Raw genomic sequence first — 25719 nt, 5'->3', positions numbered from 1 at the left:
TATGTACTGGGCTAAAGTTTACGCCATGGCCCAGACACTCCTTTCACTGCTCCGGGACAGCCGCGCCGCCGCCCAATCGGGGGCTTCCGCGGCGACGAGTTGGCGCCTGGCCAGCGACTTCGCCCGGCAGTACTGGCTGGCCACCCCCGACGAGGTCCCGGACGAGCTGGTGGGCGAGTTCTACAGCATGCGGGCCAGCGCCGCGGATCACCTGGGTTTCGCCGACGAGGCCATCGCCGCCTTGCGGGACCTGCGAGCGTGGGCGCGCAGCAACGACGATCACGCGCTGGCGCTGGAGGCTTTGGCGCTACTGGCTCACCAGTCGCTGACTCTGGAGGAACGCCCCGCCACCCTGGCCGAGCTGCATTCGCCGCGCGAGATGTTGGCACAGCTGGCCCAGGGCTTCGCCGACTATCGCCCGGACCCGGATTCCCCCACCCTCGCCGAGGCGCCGCACATCACCCACCGCGACCTGCCCAGGTCGATCGCCGCGCGGTTGACCTCGGCCGCTACGACGGGCTTTGCTGTGGCCACGAATCTTTCTGGTTCTTCTGATGACGCTGATAATGACGCCACAGCCTTCGACTTCGCCGACACCTTTGCCCAACTCGTGCGGAGGTTCGGCTCGAAACCCCCGAGCACGGCCGACCGCCAGCTGTGGTTCGCGCAGGAGGCCTGGTTCCGCGGGCGGCGCGAGGAGGCCTACGACCGGGTGACGGCGCTGATCGACCGGTTGGAGGAGGATTCTCTGCTGGGCGGCAACACAGACGCGCAGATAGTTTCCCTCTACGAGGCGCACGACATGCTGGCGCACTTCGAGATGTTCCGCGCCACCGAAAGCGTCGGCGATGATTCCTCCCTGGCCGCCGTGGCGGATCACTGGAAGGAGTGCGTGCGCTTGGCCGGGAAGCTGGACGCGGAGGTCATCGCCCTGCAGTGCGCGGGCCTGGCGGCGATGGCCCTGCTTGGCGAGGGGCGCGAGGGCGAGGCCTGGGAGCTCGCCAGCGCGGAGCTGGCCGCCACGGAGGGCTGCCCCCTATCTCCCGCCATCCTGAACCTGCGCTACACCCTGGCAGAGGCGGCCCTGAACTGCGGACTTTTTGAGGAAGCCCTGGCGAACGCGCGCCTGGTGGCGGAGTGGTCGGAGTTCAGCGCCGACGACGAGCGCACCATCGGCGGCTATTCCATGGCGCTGGTCGCCGCCGCGGAGCTGGGCTACGCGGAAATAGCCGCAGAACTCGACGAGCGCCGACGGGCGGCGCTGGAACGCTGGGAAGCCTAAAAGGCCAGGCCCCTAGTCCAGGCCGATGTCCAGTGCCCGCACGCTGTGGGTCAACCCGCCCACGGCCACGGACTCCACGCCCGCGGCGGCGTAGTCCCCGGCGACGTCCAGGGTGAGCCCGCCGGAGGATTCCAACAGCACCTGCGGAGCCAGCTGGTCGCGCAGCTCCACGGCCTTGCGCGTGTCCTCCACCGTGAAGTTATCCAGCAGCACCTGCGGCGGGCGAGCCTTGCCCTCCGCCAGCAGGTCGGAGAGCTGATCCAGGGTATCCACCTCGACCTCTACCCACGTGGTGGCGTCCTCCCCCAAGAACTCCCGCACCCGGGCATACGCCTCGGCTGCATTCGAGAGCTCCACGTGGTTGTCCTTGACCATCACCTGGTCGCCCAGATTGTAGCGGTGCGGGTAGCCACCACCGTGGACGATCGCACGCTTTTCCAGCATGCGCATGCCGGGCAGAGTCTTGCGGGAATCGCGAACCTTGCAGCCTTGCGGGCTGGTGGCCGCGGCCTCGACCGCATCGACCCACGCGCGGGTCTGGGTGGCGATGCCGGAGGCGTGGCTCAGGATGTTCAGCAGAGTGCGCTCGAGCATGAGGATGTGCTGGATCTTGCCCTCCACCCGGGCAACCTCGTCCCCGGCCTCCACGCGGTCACCGTCAGCGACCAGCGGGACGAGCTCCACGTGCCGCTCGTCGGCGACCTCCGCGACGATGGCCAGCGCATCCAGCCCGCTGATCACACCGGCCTGGCGGGCGCGCATGACCTTCGTGCCGGTAGCGTCGGCGGGTACGGTCGCCAGGGTGCTGACGTCCGCGCCGTCGCCGAAGTCCTCCTCCAACGCGACCTTCGCCATGCGCAGATACGCTGCGCGGATGCGGGTGGGATCGGTCAGCTGTGCCGGGTAGGGAAGTTCCACTGCTTGCTCTTCCACGCCTACTCCCCGCTTCCCGGGTTGCCGATGGCGATCATGCGCTCCACGGAACGACGGGCCGCTGCGGCGGTCTCCTCGTCCACCGTCACCTCGTCCTCGCCCAGCGCCAGGCAGCGCAGCAGGGCCGCCGGGGTGATCATCTTCATGTACGTGCAGGCCGCCCGGTCGTTCACGGCGCGGAAGTCCACCTCCGGGTTGGCCTGGCGCAGCTGGTGCAGCATGCCGACCTCGGTGGCGACCAGCACGGTGGACTGGTTGGTGGACTTGGCCTGCGAGATCATGTCGCCGGTGGAGAGCATCTTCACCCGCTCCGGCTCCACAATGCCCTCGCCCGCCAGGTAAATAGCGGAGTTGGCGCAGCCGCACTCCGGGTGGATAAACAGATCCGCCGTCGGGTTGTCGTGCGCCTGCTGGCTCAGCTCCTGGCCGGAGATTCCGGCGTGCACGTGGCACTCGCCCGCCCAGACGTGGATGTTGTCCCGCCCGGTCTCGCGGCGCACGTGAGCGCCGAGGAACTGGTCGGGACCAAACAGCACCTCCTGATCCTCCGGCAGGCTGGCCACCACGTCCACCGCGTTGGAACTGGTGCAGCAGATGTCCGTCAGTGCCTTCACGTCGGCGGTGGTGTTCACGTAGCTGACCACCACGGCCCCCGGGTGCTCGGCCTTCCACTCGCGCAGCTCGTCGGCGCTAAGGGAATCGGCCAGGGAGCACCCCGCGTTGGCGTCAGGAATAAGAACAGTCTTTTCCGGCGACAGGATCTTCGCCGTCTCGGCCATAAAGTGCACGCCGCAGAAGACGATCACGTCAGCGTCCGTCTCCGCCGCGATGCGCGACAGGGCGAGGGAATCGCCGGTGTGGTCGGCAATGTCCTGGATCTCCGGCAGCTGGTAATTGTGCGCCAGAATCAGCGCATTCTTCTCTTCCTTCAGCCGGCGGACTTCCGCGGCCCACTCGTCGGTGGAGATGCTATCCGGCATGGTCCAAAGGCCATCCACGCGAGTAATACTCTCTATGGTTTTGTTAAGCATTCCCCCACTTTAGTCCCTAGCAGCGCGTTTCTACCTAATCCTCAAAGTCCTCCGGGTCGGCGAAAGTCGCCGCCATCCAGTAGACAATCAGCGCCAGCGCCGGGGCCACGACCATCCCCACCGAGGGGCCCGCGGCGTCCAGAATGTGGAAGACATCGCCCACCTGCGGGTGCTCCGGGAGCGGGTCGGCGTGCAGCCTCTCGGCCACGCTGACGCCCACCGTCCAGGCCGCCACAGCGCCCCACAGCACAGCCAGGGTGGTCCACAGCATCATCAGCAGCCCCCGCATGCGCGTGCGAAACGCCCACAGCGCCACTGCGATGCCACCCAGCGCCGTCAGCGCCACGTAGTAGGTAAACCCGCGGAACGAGGCATCCTCGGTTCCCGGCGCGATCTCCGCACCGCCGTCGGCGGTCACCACTAGCTCGGAGGTCGGGTGGATCACACCCCACAGCACTCCCAGCAGCAGGAAGCTCACCAGGGTAATAAAGAGGACCTGCGCCGCCTCCCCGATCGGGCGGGGGATCTTGAAACTTCTGCTCAATGCGCTATACCTACTCGCCGTCCTGGGTTTCCGCGGTTTCTGGCATGCCCACGGCGTGACAGAACTTCCACTTCTCGTCCTCGCGCTTGAAGTACATGCGGTTGGAGTCCTCGCGCTCGGCCTCGGAGATGGTGACCGTGGCGTGTGCGTTGTCGCCCTCGGCCATCACTTCCTGGATGTCGGTGATGTTCGGGGTGCGGCCCGGCTGTTCGTCGAAGTTGCCCTGCCCGGCGGAGGCATCGGCCTGTTCGCGCGCGGCTTCCTCGCCGCCCTGCTGCTCAATGTCGGCTCGGCAGGTGTTGTCGATGGTCCAGTGCAGGTACTCGTCCATGGGTCGGGCACCGTTGCTCAGCTCGTGCAGCAGGTTGACGATCTGCTGCTTGTCTTCGTCGCTGGCCGGGGTTTCGTAGACCGGCCCCTCGGGCATCGCTTCTTCGGCCTGGTCGACCTGTTCGGCCTGGCTAGCTTCGTTCGCTGGATTCGACTCGCCGCTGCTTTCTCCGTCGTCGGATCCGCACGCCGTGAGTGCGAGGGGCAGGGTGCACAGGGCAGCTAGGCATGTCTTCCGAATCTTCATGTCGCTCACCCTACGGCAATGTAGTCCACTACCCTTGGACACCGTGCAGTTAAACCGCAAGAAAATCGTGAGCACCGCAGTCGACATCCTGCAGCAGTACGGCCTGGCCGACCTCACGATGCGGCGACTCGCCCGCGCTCTCGACGTCGCCCCTGGCGCCCTGTACTGGCATTTCCCCAACAAGCAGGCGCTTTTGGGAGGTATCGCCGAGTCGATCCTCACCGCCGTGCCCGCCCACCCCGGCAGTGCAGCGGATTATTGTTCTTTTCTTTTTGACGCCCTCACCTCCCTGCGCGACGGTGCCGACATCACGCTGGCGGCGGTGGCCAGCGGGACGCTTGACCGGGACTTGGCCGAGGAAGTAAGTGCAGAGCTCAGCGCGGAGCTGGGCGCAGAGCACAGTGAGGAACACAGCGCGTTGGACGGCGCGAAGCTCCTCCTGCGCTTTGTTTTCGGTTCTGTGCTGGAACTCCAGGCACGCCAAAGCGTCGCCGTGAATTTGGGGGCGTCAGTGGGCGAACAGAAACAGGATAAAGACCAGGAACAAGGTGTACCTTCCGAAGCTCGCGCACGCCAGGAAGTAGTGCTGGGAGTAGAAACAATACTGCGCGGTCTTAGCCGTTAGAATGGTGGCCATGACTTTCGGACTGTCAGATAAAAGTGGATTGCGTGCGCCCGGCGAGCCTTTGGTCGGGTGGCCCGGAAAGCCCTACCCTCTCGGCGCCACTTTCGACGGCAATGGCACCAACTTTGCCCTATTCACAGAGGTCGCGGAATCCGTCGAGCTCTGCCTTTTCGACAGCCAGGGCGCGGAGACCCGGGTGAAGATGGAGGAGGTAGACGCAGACATCTGGCACTGCTACCTCCCCGGAATCGTCCCCGGCCAGCGTTATGGCTACCGCGTCGACGGTCCGTGGGACCCGGCGCGTGGCCTGCGCTGCGATCCCTCCAAGCTGCTGATGGATCCGTACGGCAAGTCCTTCGACGGCGCCTTCGATGGCGATGCCTCCCTGTTTAGCTACGACATCAACGATCCGGATAACCCGGAGAAGCGCAACCAGGAGGATTCCGCCCCGCACGCGATGCGCTCGGTGGTGATCAACCCCTACTTCGACTGGCACCACGACCGCCGTCCGAACATTGAGATGCACAAGACCGTCATCTACGAGACCCACGTCAAGGGTCTGACGATGACCCACCCGGACGTCCCGGAGCACCTGCGCGGCACCTACGCCGGACTGGGCCACCACTCCATCGTGGAGTACTTCAAGGACCTGGGCGTCACGGCCGTGGAGCTGATGCCGGTGCACCAGTTCGTCCACGACGACCGCCTGCGCGAGCTGGGTCTGCGCAACTACTGGGGATACAACACCCTGGGCTTCTTCGCCCCGCACCGGGACTACGCGGCATCCCCCAGCGCGGAGGGCGCGATCGCGGAGTTCAAGCAGATGGTCCGCAGCTACCACGAGGCGGGCATCGAGGTGATCCTGGATGTGGTCTACAACCACACCAGTGAGGGCAACCACATGGGCCCCACCCAGAACTTCCGCGGCATCGACAACGCCGCCTATTACCGCCTGGTCGACGGAGACGAGGCGCACTACATGGACTACACGGGCACGGGTAACTCCCTGAACGTCCGCCACCCGCACACCCTGCAGCTGATCATGGATTCCCTGCGCTACTGGGTGACGGAAATGCACATCGACGGCTTCCGCTTCGATCTGGCCTCCACTCTGGCCCGCGAGTTCCACGACGTGGATCGCCTCTCCGCTTTCTTCGACCTGGTGCAACAGGATCCGGTGGTCAGCCAGGTCAAGCTCATCGCCGAGCCGTGGGACGTCGGCGAGGGCGGCTACCAGGTGGGTAACTTCCCGGCCCTGTGGAACGAGTGGAACGGTAAGTACCGCGACACTGTGCGCGACTTCTGGCGCGGCGAGCCCTCCACCCTGGGCGAGTTCGCCTCCCGCCTCACCGGCTCCTCGGACCTGTACACCGGCCGGCGCCCGACGGCTTCCATCAACTTCATCACCGCCCACGACGGCTTCACCCTCAACGACCTGGTCAGCTACAACGAGAAGCAAAACGAGGCCAACGGCGAGGACAACCGCGATGGCGAGAGCCACAACCGCTCCTGGAACTGTGGCGTGGAAGGCCCGACGGATGACGAAGAGGTTTTGCAGCTGCGCGATAAGCAGCGCCGCAACTTCCTGACCACCCTCATGCTCTCCCAGGGCACGCCGATGCTCTCCCACGGCGACGAGATCGGCCGTACCCAGGGCGGAAACAACAACGTCTACTGCCAGGACAACGAAATCGCCTGGATGGACTGGGAAAACATGGATAAGGATCTGCACGCCTTCACGCGCTACCTTATCCACCTGCGCCAGGCGCACCCGGTGTTCCGCCGCCGTCGCTTCCTGGCGGGCGGCCCGCTAGGCCAGGACGTGGCCAAGCGCGACATCGCGTGGCTTACCCCGGACGGCGACCTGATGTCCGATTCCGATTGGAACGCGGACTTTGGAAAGTCCCTGATGGTTCACCTCAACGGCATGGCCATCGAGGAGCCGGATCCGCAGGGCCGCCCGGTGGAGGACGATTCCTTCATCTTCTGCTTCAACGCCCACCACGAGCCGATCACGTTCACGCTGCCGCGCCGCCACAAAGTGATGCACGTGGAGCCGAGCGAGGAGGAAAGCTGGACCGTCGTCGTGGATACCGCAGAGCCGATGGGCGTGCCGGAGGAGACCCGCCGGTTCGCCGGTGGCGACACCCTGGAGGTCGACGCGCGCAGCACTGTGGTCCTCCAGCGCCCGATCACCACGGAGGTAAAGCTCTAGGCATGGCTGCCGCTTCGTCCCCCTCCCCCGCAACCTTCCCCGCCCGCGGCGCGGAAGTCACCCTCTCCACCGAGGAGATCCGGGTGACCCGCTCGCCGCTGGCTTCCTCGCTGTACCCGGATGTCGCTCGCCCCGCCGACGAGCTCATCGGCTGGTACAAGCAGGCGCCCGAAGGCTGTTCGCCGGGGTACATCCAATTGCTTTTTGACGCCGAACGTCCCCGCGTGAACTTCTCTCCCTCGCAGACCGCGGAGTTCGCCGCACTGGATCTTCAGCTCACCAACCTGCAGGCGGGCTACCCCCTGGAAGCCGGGTCTGGATCTGCCGGGGCGGGCACTGCAGACGCTGCTGGCTCTGCAGACTCTGCAAACACTGAGAACACGGAGATCTCCGCCGCGGAATGGGTCAGCTCCGCTGAATACGCCGGCGGCGGGAACGAGGGGGCGTCACCAAAAAAGACACCAAAGAAGCAACAACAGCGCGCGCCGGCGCCGTGGGCGAAGGTAGCCACTCCTGACGAAGTCCCCGAGACGAACGAGGAGGCGGACATCGACGGGCCCATCTACGGGCAGACGGTGTGCGTGACCGGCGACGTGGAGCCCTACGACAAGGGCGAGGTGTGGGACATGATCGCCTCCCGCGGCGGCGTGGTGGCCAAGAACGTGACGAAGAAGACGACGATGCTGATTGTCGGCGAATGGCACTCCATGACCTCGAAGGAAAAGCGCGCCCGCGAGCTGCAGGATAAGGGGCAGGAGCTGCAGATCATTGGGTTCCAGGAGTTCCTGCAGCTAATCAAGTAGGCAAGTAGCCTAGAGGGCATGTCAGCGACCTATCGCCTTCAGCTCCGCGGACCCGGATCCGACCCCACCCAAGCCTTCACTTTCGCAGATGCGGAAGAGCACCTGCCCTACTTTTCCCGCCTCGGCGTTTCGCACCTCTACCTCTCCCCGGTGATGCAAGCGCCGAAGGAATCCACCCACGGCTACGACGTCACCGACCCGTCGGTCATCAACCCCGAGCTCGGGGGCATCGACGGTCTGCGGTCCCTGGCCGAGAAAGCCCACGAGGCAGGCATCAAGCTGCTGTTGGACATCGTGCCGAACCACGTCGGCGTGGACGATCCACAGCTGAACCCCTGGTGGTGGGATCTGCTGAAAAACGGCAAGGAATCCGAGTACGCGGAGTACTTCGACGTGGACTGGTCCGAGGACAACGGCGCGGGCGGACGTCTGGGGCTGCCGGTGCTGGGCAGCGAGGACGATGTCGCAGAACTGCGGATCGAAGATGGCACAGAAGGCACAGAGGGCACAGAGACAGAGCCGATGCTGTGCTACTACGACAACCGCTTCCCCATCGCCGAGGGCACGCTCGGCGGCACCCCGCAGGAGGTGCACGATCGCCAGCACTACCGCCTGATGTACTGGCGCGACGGGGTGATCAACTACCGCCGCTTCTTCAGCATCAACGGGCTGGCGGGCCTGCGGCAGGAAGACCCGGTGGTGTTCGAGCACTCCCACCGCATCCTGAACCAGCTGATCGCGGCGAACATCATCGACGGCGTGCGCGTGGACCACCCGGATGGCTTGGCGGACCCCTTTAACTACCTAAAGCAGCTGCGCAAGCTGATCGGCGACGAACGTTGGCTGCTGGTGGAGAAGATCCTGGGGGTCACCGAGCCGCTGGATCCCCGCCTGACGGTCGACGGCACCACCGGCTACGACGCGCTGCGCGAGCTGGACGGCGTATTCGTCCACCGCCCGGCCGTGGGCACCATGGCCAACCTGGCGCTGGACATGACCGGCTCGGAGTGGGACGCAGAGGCCTTTGAGAAGGCCGAATACGAGCTGAAGTCCGAAGTCGCCGGGCAGGAGCTCGCGGCCGAGGTCCGCCGCCTGGCCCGCGCTGTGCGCAGCGACAACTGGTCCACCTCCGGCGAGGCCGTGTCCGACGAGGAGCTGCGCGAAACCCTGATCGAGCTGATCGCCTCTATGCCGGTCTACCGCGCGGACTACGAGTCCCTGTCGCGCGTGACCAGCACCGTGATCGCCCAAATGATCATCCGCTACCCGGAGCGCGCCGACGCGCTGGACCTGATCGCCACCGCCTTGATCTCCCGCGGCGAGGCGAACGTGCGCTTCGCGCAGGTCTGCGGCGCGGTGATGGCCAAAGGCGTGGAGGATACTGCCTTCTACCGCGGTTCCCGCCTGGTGAGCCTGCAGGAGGTTGGCGGCGCGCCGGGCCGCTTCGGCGTGTCCCCCGCCGAGTTCCACCTGCTGCAGGCCGAGCGCGCCCGCCTGTGGCCGAAGGCGATGACCGCGCTCACGACCCACGACACGAAGCGCGGGGAGGACGTGCGCAGCCGCATCAGCTGCATCACCGAATCCGCGGAGCGCTTCGCGGAGCTCTGCGACGGCATCGATTACGTCGACGGCGGCACCTGCCACTTCCTGCTGCAGAACATGATCGGCGTGTGGCCGGTGGACGGCAACGTCACCGACGAACTGCGGGAGCGCCTGCACGCCTACGCGGAAAAGGCCATGCGCGAGGCCGGCGTGCACACCACCTGGTTCGACGTGAACGAGGAGTTCGAAGCCTCCATCCACCAGTGGATCGATTCCACCATCGACACCCAGGGTGAAGAGATCACCGCGTTCGTCGCGGAGATCGCCCCGGCGGCGGAGGTGGTCTCCATCTCCAAGAAGCTGCTGCAGATCATGGGGCCGGGCATTCCGGACATCTACCAGGGCACGGAGTTCTTCACCGACTCGCTGGTGGACCCGGACAACCGCCGCAAGGTGGACTTCGCCGAGCGCATGGAGGCCCTGGATCGCGTCTCCCGCGGCGACGTGCGCAGCATCGACGACGAGCGCCTGTACGTCATCGCCACCGCCCTGCAGATCCGCAACCAGTTCGAGCTGGACGAGGCCAGCTACCTGCCCGTCATGGCCACCGGCACCATGGAACGCCACGTGCTGGGCACCCTGCGCGGTGAGGACGTCATCACGCTCGTCACCCGCCGCCCGCTGGACATCCTCCGCGACGGCTGGGGGGACACGACGGTAGCCCTGCCCGAGGGCGTGTGGGAGGATCGCCTCTCCGGCAGCATGTGGGAGGGCAAGGTCCCGCTGGACAGCCTATTTAGCGAGCGCGGCCAGGCGATCCTCACGCGCATGGGGGCTTAAGCCTTGGCCAAGAAAGCCCGCCGGGCACTGCAGGACTACGACACCTGGATTCAGGCGCACCCCACCGTCGCCGCCGATCTGGAGGCGCACATTATTGATGTTCTTGATGACGCCGGCCTCACGTTTGACCGCGTGAGCGTCCGCATCAAGGACCGGACGAGCTTCGCCCGCAAACTCGCCAACGAGGCATACCCGGACTACGGCTCGTTTACGGACGCCCACGACGTGATCGGCGTGCGCGTGATCACCTTCCACTCCTCGGAGATCCCGCAGCTCAAGGACGCGCTATCCGGCCTATTCACAGTGGTGCGAGTGATCGACAAGGCCGCCGAAACCGCCCGCGAGGGGCGCTTCGGGTACGCCAGCCAACACCTGATTGTCTCCGCTAAGGATGAGCCGTGGGCGGCTGAAGACGGGGCGTCACCAAAGTACATAGAGATACAACTGCGCACCGTGCTGCAGCACGCATGGGCCGAGTTCGAACACGACGTGCGCTACAAGAACCAGCAGCATCCAGAGACCAGCTCCCCCGAGGTGCAGCGCGCATTCACCCTGGCCGCGGGGCTGATCGAGCTGGCGGATGAGCAGTTCGACAAGATCGCGGGCATCATCGGCACCTCCGGCGAGGAGGTCGAGGGGACGCTCGACGAGGAGTCGCTGCCGCGCGTGCTGAGCCGCATTGTGGGGTCGAAGTACCCGACCTCGCGCGTGGACTACTACCACTACGCCATCGAGATGCTGGCCGCCCACGACATCACGACGGTCGCGCAACTCCGCGAGCTGCTGGCGCCGAAGCGGCTGAAGGCGCTGCGCAAGGCGATGAACTACCCGTACTACCCCGGCCAGGTGCGACTGGTGGACGACATGCTGCTATTCGCCTACGGGCGCGAGCACATCCGCAAGACGGTACACATCGGCGACAATGCGCAATCCCGCCCCGGCAGGCTGGGCAACAGGTGGCAGCAGCTGGGGCAGAAGACCGGCTAGCCCCGAGAAAGAGCCAGTTAGAGCTCGCCGCGCTTGAAGCGCTCCAGCTGGCGGCGCTCCCGCTTCGTCGGGCGGCCCGCACCCCGATCCCGGCGCGGCATGGCGGGGATCACCGGCGGGGGTGGCGAATGGTCAATATAGGCCTTGCGGGCCAACTCCGCGCCCACGCGCTTGGAGAGCAACTGCGTGACCTCCACGATGTGCTCACGGTGGTGGATCCACACGCGCACCGTATCGCCCACCACGACCGGCTGGGCGGGCTTGACCGAGACGTCGTTGATCTTCACGTGCCCGGCGCGGCAGGCAGCGGCGGCCTGGGCACGGGTCTTGCACAGGCGAACGGCCCACACCCAGGCATCGATGCGGACCTTACTGGGAGCGCTGGAGGTGCCGGAAGCGCTAGAAGTTGCGGGGCTGGCCAACGGGGTGCGTCACCACTGATCTTTGTGCTCGATGATGCCCTTGATCTGAAAGCCGCTGTAGGCGATAAACGCCACCGCCAGGATCGGCACGATGATGGCGAAGAAGGTGGTGGGCAGGATCGTCAGGCCACCGATCAGACTGACCGCGCCGATGCCACCGGCGATCTGGATGTTCCGGGAGTGCTTGCGAACCTCCGCCTTGCGCTGGGCGATGGGATCGTTGCCCGGGCGATTGGCGGGCAGGTTGCCATAGTTGCTCATGCTTAGCCAGTGTAGTTAATCGTCCAGCGGGTGCTCGATAACCTAAAGCAAACTACAGCGCGTCCTCGATCCAGCGCTGCCCCTCCAGGTGGGCCTCCACTGCCCCGCTGGTGACGCTGGCCAGGAAAGCCGGCAGCGGCGCGCCGGGTTCGCAGGCGATCGCTAGCTCCGCTGCGGCCTTGTATTCCACTCCCACCACTGTGTATCCGGCGGCGCGGACTTCGGCTTCCACGCGCCCGGCGTCTGCGTGCGGCACCTCGCAGGTGTACAGGTCCAGCTGGCGGCGCAGCACCAGCGGCACCTGCTGCAGTACCTCGCGGGTGGCCTCCTGGTAGGCGCGCACCAGCCCGCCGGTACCCAGCTTCACCCCGCCGAAGTAGCGCACCACCACGACCGCCACGTCCTGCAGCGGCTCCGGGTCGTGCCAGCCCTTCAGTACTTCCAGCATGGGCTGGCCCGCGGTGCCGGCAGGCTCGCCGTCGTCACTGGAGCGTTCGATCGGTTGCGCGGCATCCACCTGCACTACGAACGCGCTGCAGTGGTGGCGCGCGTCCGGATACTCGCGGCGGATGGCGCCTATGAAGTCGCGCGCCTCGTCCTCGGTGGCGCAGCGCGCGGCCAGGCCGATAAAGCGGGAGCGTTTGATCTCCACCTCCGCGGAATACCTACCCGGCTGCGGGCGGACGTACGAGGGTTCGGGGTGGGAGGCGCTCTGCGGCGCTGTATCGTCAGGCATTCTCCCATTATCGCAGCTAGGGTTGAACCCATGTATTCCGTGTGGGCTCCCCTGGCCGAAAACGTAGAACTAGTCCTGCAACCTGCGCAAACAAGCACCGGTGCCGAACAACGCATCCCCATGACCCGCGAGGCGGATAACTGGTTCCTCGCCGACGTTCCCGCCAACCCCGGCGACCGATATGGCTTCTCCGTCGACGGCTCCCCTGTCTTCCCCGACCCGCGCTCCAAGCGCCAGCCCGACGGCATCCACGGTCTGTCGGAGGTGTGGCAAATCGACGAGCCACGCAAGCAGCTGGGCCGCCCGCTGCGCGGCGAGGTTCTCTACGAGCTGCACATCGGCACATTCACCCCGGAGGGCACCTTCGACGCCGCGATTGAGAAGCTCGACGAGCTTAAAGCTGTGGGCGTCACCGCCATCGAGCTCATGCCCGTGCAACCCTTCGGCGGCGAGCGTAACTGGGGCTACGACGGCGTGATGTGGCACGCGGTCACGGACGTTTACGGTGGCCCGGACGGACTGTTGAGGCTTATTGACGCCGCCCACGACCGCGACCTGGCCGTGGTGTTGGACGTGGTGTACAACCACTTCGGCCCCGACGGTAATTACACCGGGGTGTTCGGCCCCTACACCGCCGGCGGTTCGACCGGCTGGGGTGACGTAGTGAACCTGCAGGGCCGGGACTCCGACGAGGTGCGCACCTACATCCTGGAAGCCGTGCACCAGTGGACTCAGGAGTTCGGGGTGGACGGCCTACGCCTGGACGCGGTGCACGCGCTGGACGACACGGGCGCGGTGAGCCTGATCGAACAGATCCGCGATGCAGCCGAGCCCGCCTGGATCATGGCCGAATCCGACCAGAACGATCCCGTGTACACCGAGAGCTACAAGGTCGCGCAGTGGAACGACGACATCCACCACGCGATCCACACCGTGGTCTCCGGCGAGGATCACGCCTACTACTCCGACTTCGGCACGGTGGAGGTGCTGGCCACGGCGTTCCAGCGAGTGTTCTGGCACGACGGGCGCTATAGCTCCTTCCGCGGGCGCACTCACGGCAGGCCGGTGACGGATCCGGAGCTGTGGCGCTTCGTGACGTACACGACCACCCACGACCAGACAGGCAACCGCGCGGCGGGCGACCGGCCCAGCATGAACCTGTCGGTCGACCAGCAGCTGGCGAAGGCCACGCTGGTGCTGACCAGCCCGTTTACCCCGATGCTGTTCATGGGTGAGGAGTGGGGTGCCTCTACCCCGTTTGCCTTCTTCGTCGACCACGAGAACGAGGAGCTCAACCAGGCCACCCGCGAGGGCCGCATGCGCGAGTTCGCGCGCGCCGGGTGGGACCCGAAGGACGTTCCGAACCCGGCGGCGGAGGAAACCTTCCGGAACAGCGTGCTGCAGTGGGCGGAGCGCACGGAGCCCCCGCACGCAGAGGTGCTGCGCGGGTACACGGATCTGCTGGAGTTCCGCCGCACCCACCGCCTGGCCGAGGCGGAACTGCTGGACGTCCGCTGGTGGGCCGACGGCGAGGAGCCGGTCAGCGAGGCCCTGGCTGGAGTAAACCCGACGGTGCCGCCGGTGGACGCAGACGACGAGCTGGCGCACGGCCGCTGGATCGAGCTGACCTACCAGGCTCCGGAATCGCTGGTGAAGGTTACCGTGAACCTGGCCGACGCGCCCCACGATCGCCTGGGGCTCGGCCCGTGGGAGGCCCGCTACAGCGCCGAGTAGCCGGCCATAGCTGGCCACGCAGGCCGCGCGGCTACTGCCAGCTGCGCACGTGGTGCAGCAGCATGCGGTTCTTGCGCTGCGAGCGGTCCATCTTCACGCCGATCTCCCGCAGGATCGCGATGGCCTCCGGAATGTGCGGCCCCTTGTTCAGCATGATGCACTCGGCGCGCAGCGCCCACGCCACGTCGGTGATCTCCGCGCGGGTCGGCAGCCCGGACTTCGCCATCGATTCCAGCACCTGGGTGGCGATGATCAGCGGCACGTGTGCGGCCTCCACCATCGCCATCACCTGGCCGGGCACCTCCGCCATGCGGGCAAAGCCCATCTCCACTGCCAGGTCGCCGCGGGCCAGCATCACGCCGAACTTCGCGTGCCGCATGCCCTCCAGCAGGATGGTGGTCAGGTTCTCGAAGGCCGGGATCGTCTCGATCTTCAGCACCAGGCCCAGGTCGTCGGCGCCCAGCTCGTGGAACTTCTCCAGCACATAGGCCACGTCCTCGCGGGAGCGGATGAAGCTCACCGCGGCCATATCCGCGTGCTCGGCCACGAACGCCAGCGCGGCCTCGTCCTCCTCGGTCAGGCTCGGCAGCGGCAGCTCCGTGTCGGGCAGGTTGATGCCCTTGTACTCCGCCAGTTTCGCCCCGCCGCGGGTGACCAGCAGCTCCGCCTCGACCGTCTCCTCTGTGCTCTCTGTATCCAGGGTTCCCCGCTTCCCCACCACCTTCGCCGCGATCGCGCCATCGTCGAACAGCACCTGCTGGCCCACCTCCAGTGCCCGCACTGCCTCCGGCAGCGTACAACTGATCTTCGGGATGTCACCGTCCTGCGGGTCGCACACCACATCGGCGCTGGTAAGCACAATCCTATCCCCGGTTTGCGGCCGCAGTTTCTGCAGCACCTGCGGCACCGACCCCACCGCCGTCTTTGCGTTCTCCGTTTTCAGCTCCGCGCCGAGCTGCAGGTAGATGTTCTGCTGTCCCTCCGCCAGGGCGCCCTCGCTGTCTTTCTTAATGACGCCCAGCTTCCGCTTCTTGCCGCGTGCGTCCTCCACACGGATCGTCTCTCCAACCTCCAGGGCATCAAAGAACTCCCGGGAGACGTGCACGCTCACGATTGGGCGCCCCAGCGTGTTCTCCGCCATGGGGGCCTCAGCCAGCTCGCGATCCTCCGGGATCATCCACAGGCGGCAAGGCTGGATGACCGTGCCCGCGTCGTCCCGCTGCACACGCACGCGCACCACCGCCGGACCCGGCGCGATGCGGCCAGTGCGGATCTTCGGCCCGGCCAGGTCCATGCTGACGGGGATGTAACGCCCCGCGGCCTTACCGGCCGCGCGGACGTTGTCGATCATCCGCTTCCATACCTCCGGCCCGTCATGGGCGCAGTTGATGCGCGCCAGCTCCATGCCGGAATCCACCAGCCGGGCTACCAGCTCCTGGTCGTAGGCGGCCTCGATCGGCAAGGTGACCATGATGTACGAGGAGTCCCCTGGCAAAGCCTCTACCCCGAAGAGAGCCTCCGTGTGCTGTTCAAGCAGCTCATCGGCCCCCACGATGGCGTCAGAAACGTCCTCCTCAGCGAACTGCGGCGAGCGACCATCCAGAGCAGAGACCACGTTGTGCGCGGCTTGCAAGCGCGCCTTGACTGCTGGCTCCGCAGTGGACAGGCGCGTGGCTCCCAGGCTCTCCAGATTCCCCTGCAGGCCGCGGCGGTCGCTGGTGCGCAGCGTAGTGTAGTGCACCAGGTTGCGGGCGCCGACGAAGTGGGTCGGCGCGGTGGCGCGGATCTCCGGGTACCAGTGCAGGGTTTGGCTATCGAGTTCGTCGAGGAGTTCCTCGATCGCTTCTAGGACGGCTTGCTTGTTGACCTGCATGGTGAAGGGACATCTCCTTGGGAAGTGCGCGGCTGTGTCGACGGCCTCGCGAGCGTTGTGTCCCGTCTATCGTGTCAGGTTGGCCGGGGTTGCGCTCGGCAACTGCTTTAGGAGAAGATGCCCTCCCACGTGGACGCCTTCAGCGCCCCCATGAGCGACGGAGACTTGTTCACGCGCATCTCCGGGGCCAGGAGGAACTGGACCTCCTCCTCGCCGTCGATGAGGGTGAGGTAGACATCCGAATCGCCCTTGTTCTGGCTGAGCACGCGGCGCAGATTGGCCATGTTGTCGGGAGTTGCCTGGTCTACGCGGATGTTCAGGCGCAGCGGCACGCCGGAGCCCGCGCCGACGGTGAGCTCTGCCGACTTGATGTCCTGGCAGAACAGGCGCATATCGTCTTCGCGGTAGTTGATCTTCGCCTTAGCCAGAACGATGGCGTCCTCGACGATCTGCGGGGCCACAATCTGGTAAGTCTTCGGGAACACCAGTAGCTCCACCTGCGCGCCGTGCTGGTCCTCCAGCGTGGCGATCGCCCAGGGGTTGCCGTTGCGGTCGATACGGCGCTCGACGGCCGAGATGATGCCACCGATCTTCAGGTCCTTGTTGTTCGGCAGTTCGCCGGACAGCACGGTGGTCAGGGGCGTGTCGACCTGCGCATCCAGCGCGTCCTCGAAGCCGTCCAACGGGTGGCCGGAGACGTACAGGCCCAGCATGTCGCGCTCGAGGGCCAGCTGGTGCTTGCGCTCCCACTCTTGGTCGGGAACCTCCACGCGGAAGACATCGCCCGCGCCATCGTCGCCGCCCAGGCCTGCAAAGAGGTCGAACTGGCCCTTCGCAGCGGCCTTCTTGGTGGCGGTGACGGCATCCACCGCGTCCTCGTGGACCAGCACCATGCCCTTGCGCGGGTGGCCCAGCGAGTCGAATGCTCCGGCCTTAATCAGAGACTCGGTGACGCGCTTATTCGCCGCTACCAGGTCGATCTTGTCCAGGTAGTCGGAGAAGTCGGTGAACGCACCCTTTTCCTCGCGGGAGGCGATGATGGAATTCACCACATCCTCGCCCACGTTGCGCACCGCGCCCAGGCCGAAGCGGATGTCCTCGCCGACGGACTGGAAAGTGTAGCGCGAATCGTTGACATCCGGCGACAGCACCCGAATGCCCAGGTGGCGGCAGTCTGCCAGGTAGATCGCGGACTTGTCCTTCTTATCCGCCACGGAGGTCAGCAGCGCGGCCATGTACTCCGGCGCATAGTTGGCCTTCAGGTACGCGGTCCAGAAGGAAACCAGACCGTAGCCTGCGGCGTGGGACTTGTTGAAGGCGTAGCCGGCGAACGGCAGGATCGTATCCCACAGCGTCTTGATGGCATCGGCGGAGTAGCCGTTGGCCTTCATGCCGGATTCGAAGGTGACGAACTCCTTTTCCAGCACCTCCGGCTTCTTCTTACCCATTGCCTTACGGAAGCCATCGGCCTGGCCGGCGGTGTAGTTCGCGACCTTCTGGGAGATCTTCATGATCTGCTCCTGGTACACGATCAGGCCGTAGGTTTCCTCGAGGATCTCGTGCAGCGCCTCTTCCAACTCCGGGTGGATCGGCACAATCGGCTTGCGGCCGTTCTTGCGGTCGGCGTACTCCCAGTGTGCGTCCACACCCATGGGGCCCGGACGGTACAGCGCCAGCGCGGCCACGATGTCGTTGAAGCCCGTGGGCTTCATGCGCTTCAGCAGCTTCTGCATGCCCGCGGAGTCCAGCTGGAACACGCCCAGCGTCTCGCCGCGCGCCAGCAGCTCGTAGGTGGGGTCATCCACCGTGTCGAGGTTTTCCAGGTCCAGCTCGAAGTCGCGGTTGGTCTTGATGTTTTCGAGGGCGTCACCAATAACCGTAAGGTTTCGCAGGCCCAGGAAGTCCATCTTCAGCAACCCGATGGCCTCACAAGCGGGGTACGGCCAGCCGGTGATCAGCGCGCCGTCCTGCTTGCGCTTCCACATGGGGATGCAGTCCAGCAGCGGCACGCTGGACATAATCACGGCACAGGCGTGCACACCGGCTTGGCGGATCACGCCTTCCAAGCCGAGTGCGTCCTTGTAGATCTTCGCCACGTCAGGGTCGGTTTCGATCAGCTGGCGAACCTCGGCGGCCTCGGGGTAACGCTCGTGCTCGGGGTCGGTGATGCCGTGGAGCGGAATGTCCTTGGCCATGATCGCCGGCGGTAGGGCCTTGGTGATCCGGTCGGCCATCTGGAAGCCCGCCTGGCCGTAGTGGGCGCGCGCGGAGTCCTTAATGGCCTGCTTCGTCTTCACCGTGCCGAAGGTGATCACCTGGGCGATCTTGTCCTCGCCCCAGCGGTCGGAGGCGTAACGGATCATCTCGCCGCGGCGGCGATCGTCGAAGTCGATATCGATATCGGGGGCGGACGGGCGCTCGGGGTTCAGGAAGCGCTCGAACAGCAGACCGTGTTCCATCGGGTCGATGTTCGTGATCGTCAGGGCGTAGGCGACCAGCGCGCCGGCGGCCGAACCACGGCCGGGCCCGACGCGGATGCCAACGGAGCGAGCGTACTTAATCAGCTCGGCGACGATCAGGAAGTAGGACGGGTAGCCCTTCATGTCGATCACGCTGATCTCGTACTTCGCGCGGTCGATGTACTCGGCGGGCACCTCCTTGCCCGGGAAGCGCTCCTCCAGGCCCTTCATCACCTCGTGGGTCAGCCAGGTCGTCGGCGTGTGACCTTCCGGCACGTCGGCGATCGGCATGCGGTCGTGCGGGTGCTCCTCCCAGATCTCGGAGTAGTCCTGCACGCGCTCGGCCACCCACAGGGTGTTGTCGCAGCCCTTCGGCACTTCCTTATCCCACTGCGCGCGGATGTCTTCGGCGCTACGCACGTAGTAGCCGGTGCCGGAGAACGCGAAGCGCTTACCGCCCTGGTCCAGGGTCGGCTCGTCCAGCGTGGAGCCAGTCTGCACGCACAGCATCACCTCGTGCGCCGGAGCCTGCTGCTCCAGCACGTAGTGGCAGTCATTGGTCACCAGCGGCGGCAGCTCCAGCCGGCGGCCGATCTCCAGCAGGTCGTCGCGCACCCGCTTTTCGATCTCTAGGCCGTGGTCCATCAGCTCCAGGAAGAAGTTGTCCTTGCCGTAGATGTCCTGCCACATTCCAGCGGCCTCGAGGGCCTTGTCGAACTGCCCCAGGCGCAGGCGGGTCTGCACGTCGCCAGAGGGGCAGCCGGTGGTGGCGATGATGCCCTCGGAGTGCTGGGCGATCAGCTCTGCATCCATGCGGGGCCACTTGCCCAGCTGGCCTTCGTAGCTGGCCATGGAGGACAGGTAGAACAGGTTGCGCAGACCCGTCGCGTTCTCCGCGATCATCGTCTGGTGCAGGTATGCGCCGGAGGCCGACACGTCGTCCGACTTCTGCTCCGGCTTGCCCCAGCGCACGCGCTGCTGGTTAAAGCGGGATTCCGGGGCGATGTAGGCCTCGATGCCGATGATGGGTTTCACCCCGGCGTCGGTCATCGCACGGTAGAAGGCGTCCGCGCCGTACATGTTTCCGTGGTCGGTCATTCCGACGGCGGGCATCCCCTGCCGCACCACCTCTTTGGCCAGGAGGTCGACCTTGGCCATGCCGTCGAGCATGGAGTACTCGGTGTGGTTATGCAGGTGGACAAAGGAGGAACCGCTCATGATTGGCCATCATAGCGCGTCGCAAAAATCGCATTTTTCGGCACATGCGATTCCTTATCGCTATACAGTTATTTTTCATGAAGAAAGATATTCGCCTCGCAGTGGCGCACCTGGACGCACCCTTCGCGGTGTTGGATCTGGATGCCGCCAGAGCCAACGCCCAAGACATGGCGCACCGTTCACGCGGTACCCCGATCCGAGTGGCCAGTAAGTCGCTCCGCATCCGCTCGCTGATCTCGGAGGTCCTCACCCTCCCCGGCTACCACGGCATCTTGGCTTATAACCTCAACGAAGCCCTGTGGCTGTGTGAAGAGCAGGTCAGCGATGACATCCTCGTCGCCTACCCCTCCGCCCACCGCGAAGCCCTGCACCGCCTGATCCACGATGCGCGCGCCATGGAGTGCGTGACCCTCATGGTGGATTCGGTCGCTCACCTGGATCTTATTGACGCCGTGGTGCCGCCCCATGAGCGTGGTGAGGTACGGGTCTGTATTGATATTGACGCCGCACTGCGCGCCGGCCCCGTTCACATCGGAGCCCTGCGTTCCCCCCTGCACACGGCTGACGAGGTGCGTGAGATCGCCCGGCAGGTCCTTCAGCGCGAAGGCTTCCGCCTGGTCGGTTTGATGGCTTACGAGGGCCAGGTGGCGGGCACCACCGACACTTCCCCGGCGATCGCGGCGATGAAGGCGCTGTCCGTCCGCGAGCTGGCCGGCCGCCGCGCGAAGATCGTCGCCGCCGTCGCAGAGGAACTGCGGGTGGCGGGTCTGCCTCCGCTGGAGTTCGTCAACGGCGGCGGCACCGGCTCCATAGAAACCACCAGCGCGGAGGCCGCGGTCACCGAGATCGGCGCGGGCTCCGGCATCATCGGCCCGGCCTTGTTTGACCACTATCGGCAGTTCCAGCCCACTCCGGCGGAGTGGTTCGTCGTGCCGGTCGTGCGCCGTCCCGCGGAGGACACGGTGACGGTGGCCGGTGGCGGCCGCATCGCCTCCGGCCCGGCTGGCAAGGACCGACTGCCGGTCGTCGACTGGCCCCGCGATCTGAAGATGGCACCCCTGGAAGGCCCGGGTGAGGTGCAGACTCCCCTGACCGGCCCTGCCGCCCGCAATCTCCGCCTCGGCGACCACGTCTGGATGCGCCACGCGAAGGCCGGCGAAGCAACTGAATACATCGATACCGTGCTGGTCGTCTCGGCCGGCGAAATCATCGCGGAGTGGCCCACCTACCGCGGCGAAGGAAAGAGTTTTGTCTAATGAGCACCACCACTAAGAACCGCAAGCCCGCATACAACTCTCGCTGGGTGAACTGGTCCGGTGTCTCCACCGCCCAGCCGCGCAAGCAGGTCGCCCCGCGCGACGAGGCCGAGCTGATCCAGATTATTCAGCGGGCAGCTGCCTCCGGCGAGAGGGTCAAGCCCATCGGCGCTGGCCATTCCTTCACCTCCGTGGCGGCCACGGAGGGCACCCAGGTGAGCCTGGACAACCTGGCCGGGCTGATCCACTTCGACCCGGAGAGGATGACCGCCCGCCTGCGCGCGGGCACCCGGCTGCGGGACGTGCCGGGCATCCTGGCTCCCCTGGGCGTGGCGCTGGCCAACCAGGGCGACGTGGATCCGCAGTCGCTGGCAGGCGCGATCGGCACTAGCACCCACGGCACGGGGCTGGGCTTCACCGGCTTCGCCGGTATGCTGCGCGCCTTCCGCATCATCACCCCGGACGGCCAGGCGCACGAGTGCTATCCAGGCGCAGACGGCATCGCCGGCGAGCTGTACGACATCGCGCGCGTTTCCCTGGGCGCCTACGGCATCATCACCGAGGTGGAGCTGGACGTTGTGGATACCTTCGTCCTCCACGCTGTCGAGCGCGCAGAGCCGAACGACGATGTGGTGGAGAACTTCGCCGAACGGGTGCGTGGCAAGGATCACCTGGAGTTCTACTGGTTTCCCGGCACCGACGTCGCCCACGTGAAGACGAACACCCGCCTGCCGGGCAACACTCCCACCAACCCCATCCCCCGCTGGAAGGAAGTGCTGGACGACGAGCTGCTGAACAACGGCGCCTACCGGGTGATGAACGACTTGGCGCACCACTTCCCCTCCCTTAGCCGGCCTTTCGCCAAGCTGAGCGCGAAGACGCTGGCGCAGCGGGAGTACTCCAACGTCGCCCACGACGTGTTCGTCAGCGCCCGCCGGGTGCGTTTCAACGAGATGGAGTACTCGGTTCCACTGGCCGATGCCCGCGAGATCCTGCGGGACGTCCAGCACACCATGAACACTTGCGGCGAGCAGGTGCTCTTCCCCATCGAGGTCCGCGCCACGGCGGCGGACGACGTGCCGCTATCCACGGCTAAGGGCCGCGAGTCTTGCTACATCGCCATCCACCGCTATAACAAGGACAGCCACCAGGCGCTGTTCCGTCACATCGAGCCGATCTTCAAGGCCGCCTCCGGTGGCCGCCCGCACTGGGGCAAGCTGCATACCCTCACCCACGAGGATCTGCTGGAGCGGCACGAGGATCTGGCGCGGGCCTGCGAGATCCGTGCGAAGGTGGATCCGCAGGGCATGATGCGCAACGCGATGATCGATCGCGTTTTCGGGCTGGCCTAGCTCAGCTTCTTCACCCGCCGCACCCGCGGCGGGCGGTTGCGCACCAGGTCGACGATGAAGACGATCACCGCGATCCAGATCAGCACGAAGCCGACCCAGCGGGCGGGTTCGATGTGCTCGTTGTTCACGAATACCGCCCACAGCATCTGAATCACGGGCGTGATGTACTGCACCATGCCCAGACTGGTCAGCGACATTTCCTGCGCGGCGCGGGCGAAGCACAGCAACGGCAGCGCGGTCACCACGCCCGCCAGCATCAGCAGTGCTGCGTGGCCCGCGCCCAGCTGCACAAAAGTGTTGGTGCCCTGGGATTGCAGGAATCCCAGGTAGATAAGCCCTACCGGCGCCAGTACAAGAGTTTCGGCGGTGAGGGACTGAATGGGCGTCAAACGAACCTGCTTTTTCACTAGCCCGTAGAACCCGAAACTAAAGGCCAGACCCAAAGAGATGATCGGCGGCGAACCGAGTGCGACCGTCAGAACGACCACGGCGATGGTGGCGATGCCGACGGAGACCAGCTGCAGGCGGCGCAGCTTCTCCCCCAGCACGATCACTCCCAGCAGAACGCTAACCAGCGGGTTTACAAAGTATCCGAGGGCGGCGTCCGCGACGTGGTTGTTGTTCACCGCGTAGATGTAAAGCCCCCAGTTCACGCTGATCAACACCGCGGCGGCCGAGACTATCCACCACTGGCGGGCCGTGATTGCCCGCAGCTGCTTGTACCCGCGCAGCGCCGCGAGCAGCAACAGCATGAACACCAGCGTCCACACAAAGCGGTGCGCCAGGATCTCCATCGGCGTCGCCGGCTGCAGGAGTGGGAAGAACGCGGGGAAAAGTCCCCACATCAGGTAGGACAGCAGGCCCCAGATCACTTATCTAGCTCCCATCGGTCGAATTCCAATACGCCCGTAGACCGCCTCGGGGTCGGCGGGTTCCACGGCGTAGGCGCGCTGTGCGAGCTCGCGGAGCTGCTCGGGCGTGGCATGGACCAGCACACCGTCGATCCGGAGTTTGTCCGGCTCGGTCTGCGCACCGCGGGCCATCCGCCCCACCGCCTGATTAATTACATCCGCGCGGGTACGGCCCACCGCCGGCTCGGGCAGAACGGCCTGCGCAGTCGCTCCGAAGTAAAGGGTACTCACACGCATATCGAGCCCCTGCACCAGGTCGATCACCCCCTTAGAGTCCCAAGGGTGCTCCGGGTCGGGGGAAACCAGCGCCCAGCGGGGTTCGTCCCCGGTCATCTGGTCTAGCTGCTCGCGTGCATGCTCCCGGTACTGCGCCGGGGTGCCGTCGAAGGGGCCGAGCTGGTCGCCGTTGATGTTCGGCGGTTTCGAGGTCAGGTCCGAGGTGCTCATGGCGATGACGCCCAGCCCCATCGCAATGAGGCACAGCCCGGAAAGCCAGGCCACCCAGGCGGGCCGGCGCGTATCTTCCCAGTCCAGCTGGCGCTGCCGCTTCTTATTCGCCTTCAACTGCTGGGGGCTGCGCCCCCGATACTGCTGCTCCTGGCTCACGGGCGTGCCTCTTCACCGGAACCCGGCGCGGCAATGCCGTTGGCATCCCGCAGCCTGTCGAGGGCCAGCTGCAGATCCTCCGGGTACGGCGAGCGGACGGTCTTCCACGAGCCATCCGGGTGTGGAAATCCCAGCTCCACGGCGTGCAGCCACTGGCGGGTGAGCTCCAGCTTCTCCGCCAGCTTCGGATCGCTGCCGTACATCGGGTCTCCACACAGCGGGTGGTGCAGTGCAGAGAAATGCACGCGGATCTGGTGGGTCCGGCCCGTCTCCAGCTTTACTTCCAGCAGGCTGGCCTGGCGGTGCGCCTCCAAGGTGTCGTAGTGGGTGATGGCATGTTTGCCGTCTTCACGCACGCTGAAGCGCCAACCCGCGGACGGGTGGCGGCCGATCGGCGCGTCGATAGTGCCGGAGGTCGGGTCCGGATGCCCCTGAACCAGCGCGTGATAGGTCTTGGAAACCTCCCGGTCGCGGAAGGCATTCTTCAGCACGGTGTAGGCGCGCTCGCTAGCGGCGACGATCATCACCCCGGAGGTGCCGACGTCCAGGCGCTGCACGATCCCCTTGCGCTCCGGTGGGCCGGAAGTGGAGATGCGGAAGCCCGCGGCGGCCAGGCCGGAGGTCACGGTGGGGCCCTCCCAGCCGACGGTGGGGTGCGCGGCCACGCCGACGGGCTTATCCACCACGATCACGTCCTCGTCGGAGTAGAGGATGTCCATGCCCTCCACGTGGCGGGCGGGTTCTGCGGCCAGGTCCCGCGGCGGGGCGGGCAGGGTTACGTCCAGCCACGCGCCGGCAACCAAGCGGTCGGACTTCCCCACCGGCGCCTGATCCTGCAGGATGTCGCCGTCGGCCGCCAGCTCCGCCACGGCGGTGCGGCTGAGCCCCAGCAACTTGGACAAGCCGGAATCCACCCGCATGCCGGCCAGGCCGTCCGGCACGGGCATCACTCGGTTCTCGCGGGTCATCGGATCACCTCCTCGCTGGCGGCCTCCTGTTCTTCCTGTTCCTCCCGCTCTTCCCGCACGTGATTCGCCGGCTCAATGAAGAACGCATAGATCAGGTAGCAGACAACACCGACGGTGATGGCGGCGTCCGCAACATTAAAGATCGCGAAGCTACCGAAAGAAAGAAAGTCCACAACGTGCCCGTGCATACCCCCGGGCTCGCGAAAGATGCGATCCAGCAGATTGCCCGCCGCACCGCCGCCGATCAGGCCGATCGGTAGCGCCCCGGCCATGTAGCGCGTGCGCAGAGCCAGAACAATGCAGGCCAGGAACGCGACTAGCTGGAATATGGAGAAGATAATGGTGGCGTTCGTCCCCATCGAAAAAGCCGCGCCGGGGTTGCGCACCAGATAAAGCCGGAAGAACTCGCCGATGACGGGGTAGGCCCGTTGCTCCTCTAGGTTTTCGACGACCGCCCATTTAGTGATCTGGTCGACGGCGATGATCCCGAACATCAGGGTCAAGGCGGCGAAAGATGCACGTTTTGAAGTCACGCTTATTCAGT

At 65.8% G+C, this 25719-nt stretch carries 22 protein-coding genes; 9 read left to right on the top strand and 13 right to left on the bottom strand.

Going from position 1 to position 25719, the window contains the following annotated elements; translation table 11 throughout:
* Window positions 1-25 precede the first annotated feature (25 nt).
* Window positions 26-1282 (top strand): hypothetical protein, encoded by a 1257-nt coding sequence (locus tag MHX52_RS03765; protein ID WP_239316643.1) that lies wholly within the window; start codon window positions 26-28, stop codon window positions 1280-1282.
* A 12-nt stretch (window positions 1283-1294) separates the two neighbouring features.
* Here the strand turns inward: MHX52_RS03765 and nadC are convergent, their stop codons facing one another.
* Genes nadC through MHX52_RS03745 form a run of 4 tightly spaced genes read right to left on the bottom strand, consistent with a single transcriptional unit; the run spans window position 1295 to window position 4367 of the window.
* Entirely contained in the window at window positions 1295-2215 is a 921-nt protein-coding gene (gene nadC, locus MHX52_RS03760) for a carboxylating nicotinate-nucleotide diphosphorylase (RefSeq protein WP_005295859.1), read from the bottom strand.
* 2 nt (window positions 2216-2217) lie between these two features.
* On the bottom strand, window positions 2218-3246 hold the full coding sequence (gene nadA / locus MHX52_RS03755) for a quinolinate synthase NadA (protein ID WP_255721312.1): 1029 nt from the start codon (window positions 3244-3246) through the stop codon (window positions 2218-2220).
* A gap of 34 nt (window positions 3247-3280) precedes the next feature.
* Window positions 3281-3790: a hypothetical protein gene (locus tag MHX52_RS03750; RefSeq protein ID WP_035005429.1), complete on the bottom strand. Its 510-nt coding sequence runs from the start codon at window positions 3788-3790 to the stop codon at window positions 3281-3283.
* 10 nt (window positions 3791-3800) lie between these two features.
* A complete protein-coding gene (locus MHX52_RS03745) occupies window positions 3801-4367 on the bottom strand; it encodes a hypothetical protein (protein ID WP_239316641.1) in 567 nt (188 codons plus the stop codon).
* Window positions 4368-4434: 67 nt separating this feature from the next.
* Between MHX52_RS03745 and MHX52_RS03740 the strand changes: the two genes are divergently transcribed.
* Genes MHX52_RS03740 through MHX52_RS03720 form a run of 5 tightly spaced genes read left to right on the top strand, consistent with a single transcriptional unit; the run spans window position 4435 to window position 11379 of the window.
* On the top strand, window positions 4435-4992 hold the full coding sequence (locus tag MHX52_RS03740; RefSeq protein WP_239316640.1) for a TetR family transcriptional regulator: 558 nt from the start codon (window positions 4435-4437) through the stop codon (window positions 4990-4992).
* A 10-nt stretch (window positions 4993-5002) separates the two neighbouring features.
* Window positions 5003-7207 carry a glycogen debranching protein GlgX gene (gene glgX / locus MHX52_RS03735; protein WP_049049570.1) on the top strand — a complete coding sequence of 735 codons (2205 nt, stop codon included), beginning with the start codon at window positions 5003-5005 and terminating at the stop codon, window positions 7205-7207.
* Between the two features lie 2 nt (window positions 7208-7209).
* A complete protein-coding gene (locus MHX52_RS03730) occupies window positions 7210-8010 on the top strand; it encodes a BRCT domain-containing protein (protein WP_239316638.1) in 801 nt (266 codons plus the stop codon).
* 18 nt (window positions 8011-8028) lie between these two features.
* Window positions 8029-10392, top strand: coding sequence for a malto-oligosyltrehalose synthase (gene treY / locus MHX52_RS03725; RefSeq protein WP_239316636.1), 2364 nt, complete (start codon window positions 8029-8031; stop codon window positions 10390-10392).
* A 3-nt stretch (window positions 10393-10395) separates the two neighbouring features.
* Window positions 10396-11379 (top strand): GTP pyrophosphokinase family protein, encoded by a 984-nt coding sequence (locus MHX52_RS03720; RefSeq protein ID WP_239316634.1) that lies wholly within the window; start codon window positions 10396-10398, stop codon window positions 11377-11379.
* Window positions 11380-11396: 17 nt separating this feature from the next.
* Here MHX52_RS03720 and MHX52_RS03715 read toward each other — a convergent pair whose 3' ends face one another.
* The 3 genes from MHX52_RS03715 to MHX52_RS03705 are packed head-to-tail and all read right to left on the bottom strand — an operon-like array spanning window position 11397 to window position 12798.
* Window positions 11397-11801, bottom strand: coding sequence for an RNA-binding S4 domain-containing protein (locus MHX52_RS03715; RefSeq protein ID WP_049049475.1), 405 nt, complete (start codon window positions 11799-11801; stop codon window positions 11397-11399).
* A 9-nt stretch (window positions 11802-11810) separates the two neighbouring features.
* Window positions 11811-12062 (bottom strand): hypothetical protein, encoded by a 252-nt coding sequence (locus tag MHX52_RS03710; protein WP_049049479.1) that lies wholly within the window; start codon window positions 12060-12062, stop codon window positions 11811-11813.
* A 52-nt stretch (window positions 12063-12114) separates the two neighbouring features.
* Window positions 12115-12798, bottom strand: a complete 684-nt coding sequence (locus MHX52_RS03705; RefSeq protein ID WP_239316632.1) for a YigZ family protein — start codon at window positions 12796-12798, stop codon at window positions 12115-12117.
* Between the two features lie 30 nt (window positions 12799-12828).
* Here MHX52_RS03705 and treZ point away from each other — a divergent pair, with 30 nt between their 5' ends.
* Window positions 12829-14532: a malto-oligosyltrehalose trehalohydrolase gene (treZ, locus tag MHX52_RS03700; RefSeq protein ID WP_239316630.1), complete on the top strand. Its 1704-nt coding sequence runs from the start codon at window positions 12829-12831 to the stop codon at window positions 14530-14532.
* A 31-nt stretch (window positions 14533-14563) separates the two neighbouring features.
* On the opposite strand, the gene MHX52_RS03695 is transcribed toward treZ, so the two are convergent.
* Both MHX52_RS03695 and dnaE read right to left on the bottom strand, forming a co-directional pair.
* Window positions 14564-16405: a pyruvate kinase gene (locus tag MHX52_RS03695; RefSeq protein ID WP_239316628.1), complete on the bottom strand. Its 1842-nt coding sequence runs from the start codon at window positions 16403-16405 to the stop codon at window positions 14564-14566.
* Between the two features lie 107 nt (window positions 16406-16512).
* Window positions 16513-20085 carry a DNA polymerase III subunit alpha gene (gene dnaE / locus MHX52_RS03690; protein ID WP_192816668.1) on the bottom strand — a complete coding sequence of 1191 codons (3573 nt, stop codon included), beginning with the start codon at window positions 20083-20085 and terminating at the stop codon, window positions 16513-16515.
* A 74-nt stretch (window positions 20086-20159) separates the two neighbouring features.
* Between dnaE and MHX52_RS03685 the strand changes: the two genes are divergently transcribed.
* On the top strand, window positions 20160-21338 hold the full coding sequence (locus MHX52_RS03685; RefSeq protein ID WP_239316626.1) for an amino acid deaminase/aldolase: 1179 nt from the start codon (window positions 20160-20162) through the stop codon (window positions 21336-21338).
* Window positions 21338-22690, top strand: coding sequence for a D-arabinono-1,4-lactone oxidase (locus MHX52_RS03680; RefSeq protein ID WP_049049500.1), 1353 nt, complete (start codon window positions 21338-21340; stop codon window positions 22688-22690). Before MHX52_RS03685 ends, MHX52_RS03680 begins: the two co-directional genes overlap by 1 nt.
* Here the strand turns inward: MHX52_RS03680 and rarD are convergent.
* From rarD to lspA, 4 genes are read right to left on the bottom strand one after another with little or no spacing between them, the layout of a single operon-like run.
* Window positions 22687-23562, bottom strand: a complete 876-nt coding sequence (gene rarD, locus MHX52_RS03675) for an EamA family transporter RarD (RefSeq protein ID WP_035005441.1) — start codon at window positions 23560-23562, stop codon at window positions 22687-22689. The two genes, MHX52_RS03680 and rarD, sit on opposite strands and share 4 nt — an antisense overlap.
* The gene (locus tag MHX52_RS03670; protein WP_239316624.1) at window positions 23563-24207 is read right to left on the bottom strand and encodes a hypothetical protein; all 645 of its coding nucleotides are present in this window, start codon (window positions 24205-24207) and stop codon (window positions 23563-23565) included. It lies immediately after the preceding gene.
* A complete protein-coding gene (locus tag MHX52_RS03665) occupies window positions 24204-25175 on the bottom strand; it encodes an RluA family pseudouridine synthase (protein ID WP_035005443.1) in 972 nt (323 codons plus the stop codon). Before MHX52_RS03665 ends, MHX52_RS03670 begins: the two co-directional genes overlap by 4 nt.
* Complete coding sequence (lspA, locus tag MHX52_RS03660) at window positions 25172-25708, bottom strand: signal peptidase II (protein ID WP_049049502.1); 537 nt, start codon at window positions 25706-25708, stop codon at window positions 25172-25174. Before lspA ends, MHX52_RS03665 begins: the two co-directional genes overlap by 4 nt.
* Window positions 25709-25719: the final 11 nt, after the last annotated feature.

Source organism: Corynebacterium sp. ACRQJ (assembly GCF_022346045.1).
Lineage (GTDB): Bacteria > Actinomycetota > Actinomycetes > Mycobacteriales > Mycobacteriaceae > Corynebacterium > Corynebacterium evansiae.
The sequence above is the reverse complement of the archived record's forward strand: the minus strand, read 5'-3'. Positions and strand labels throughout refer to the sequence as shown.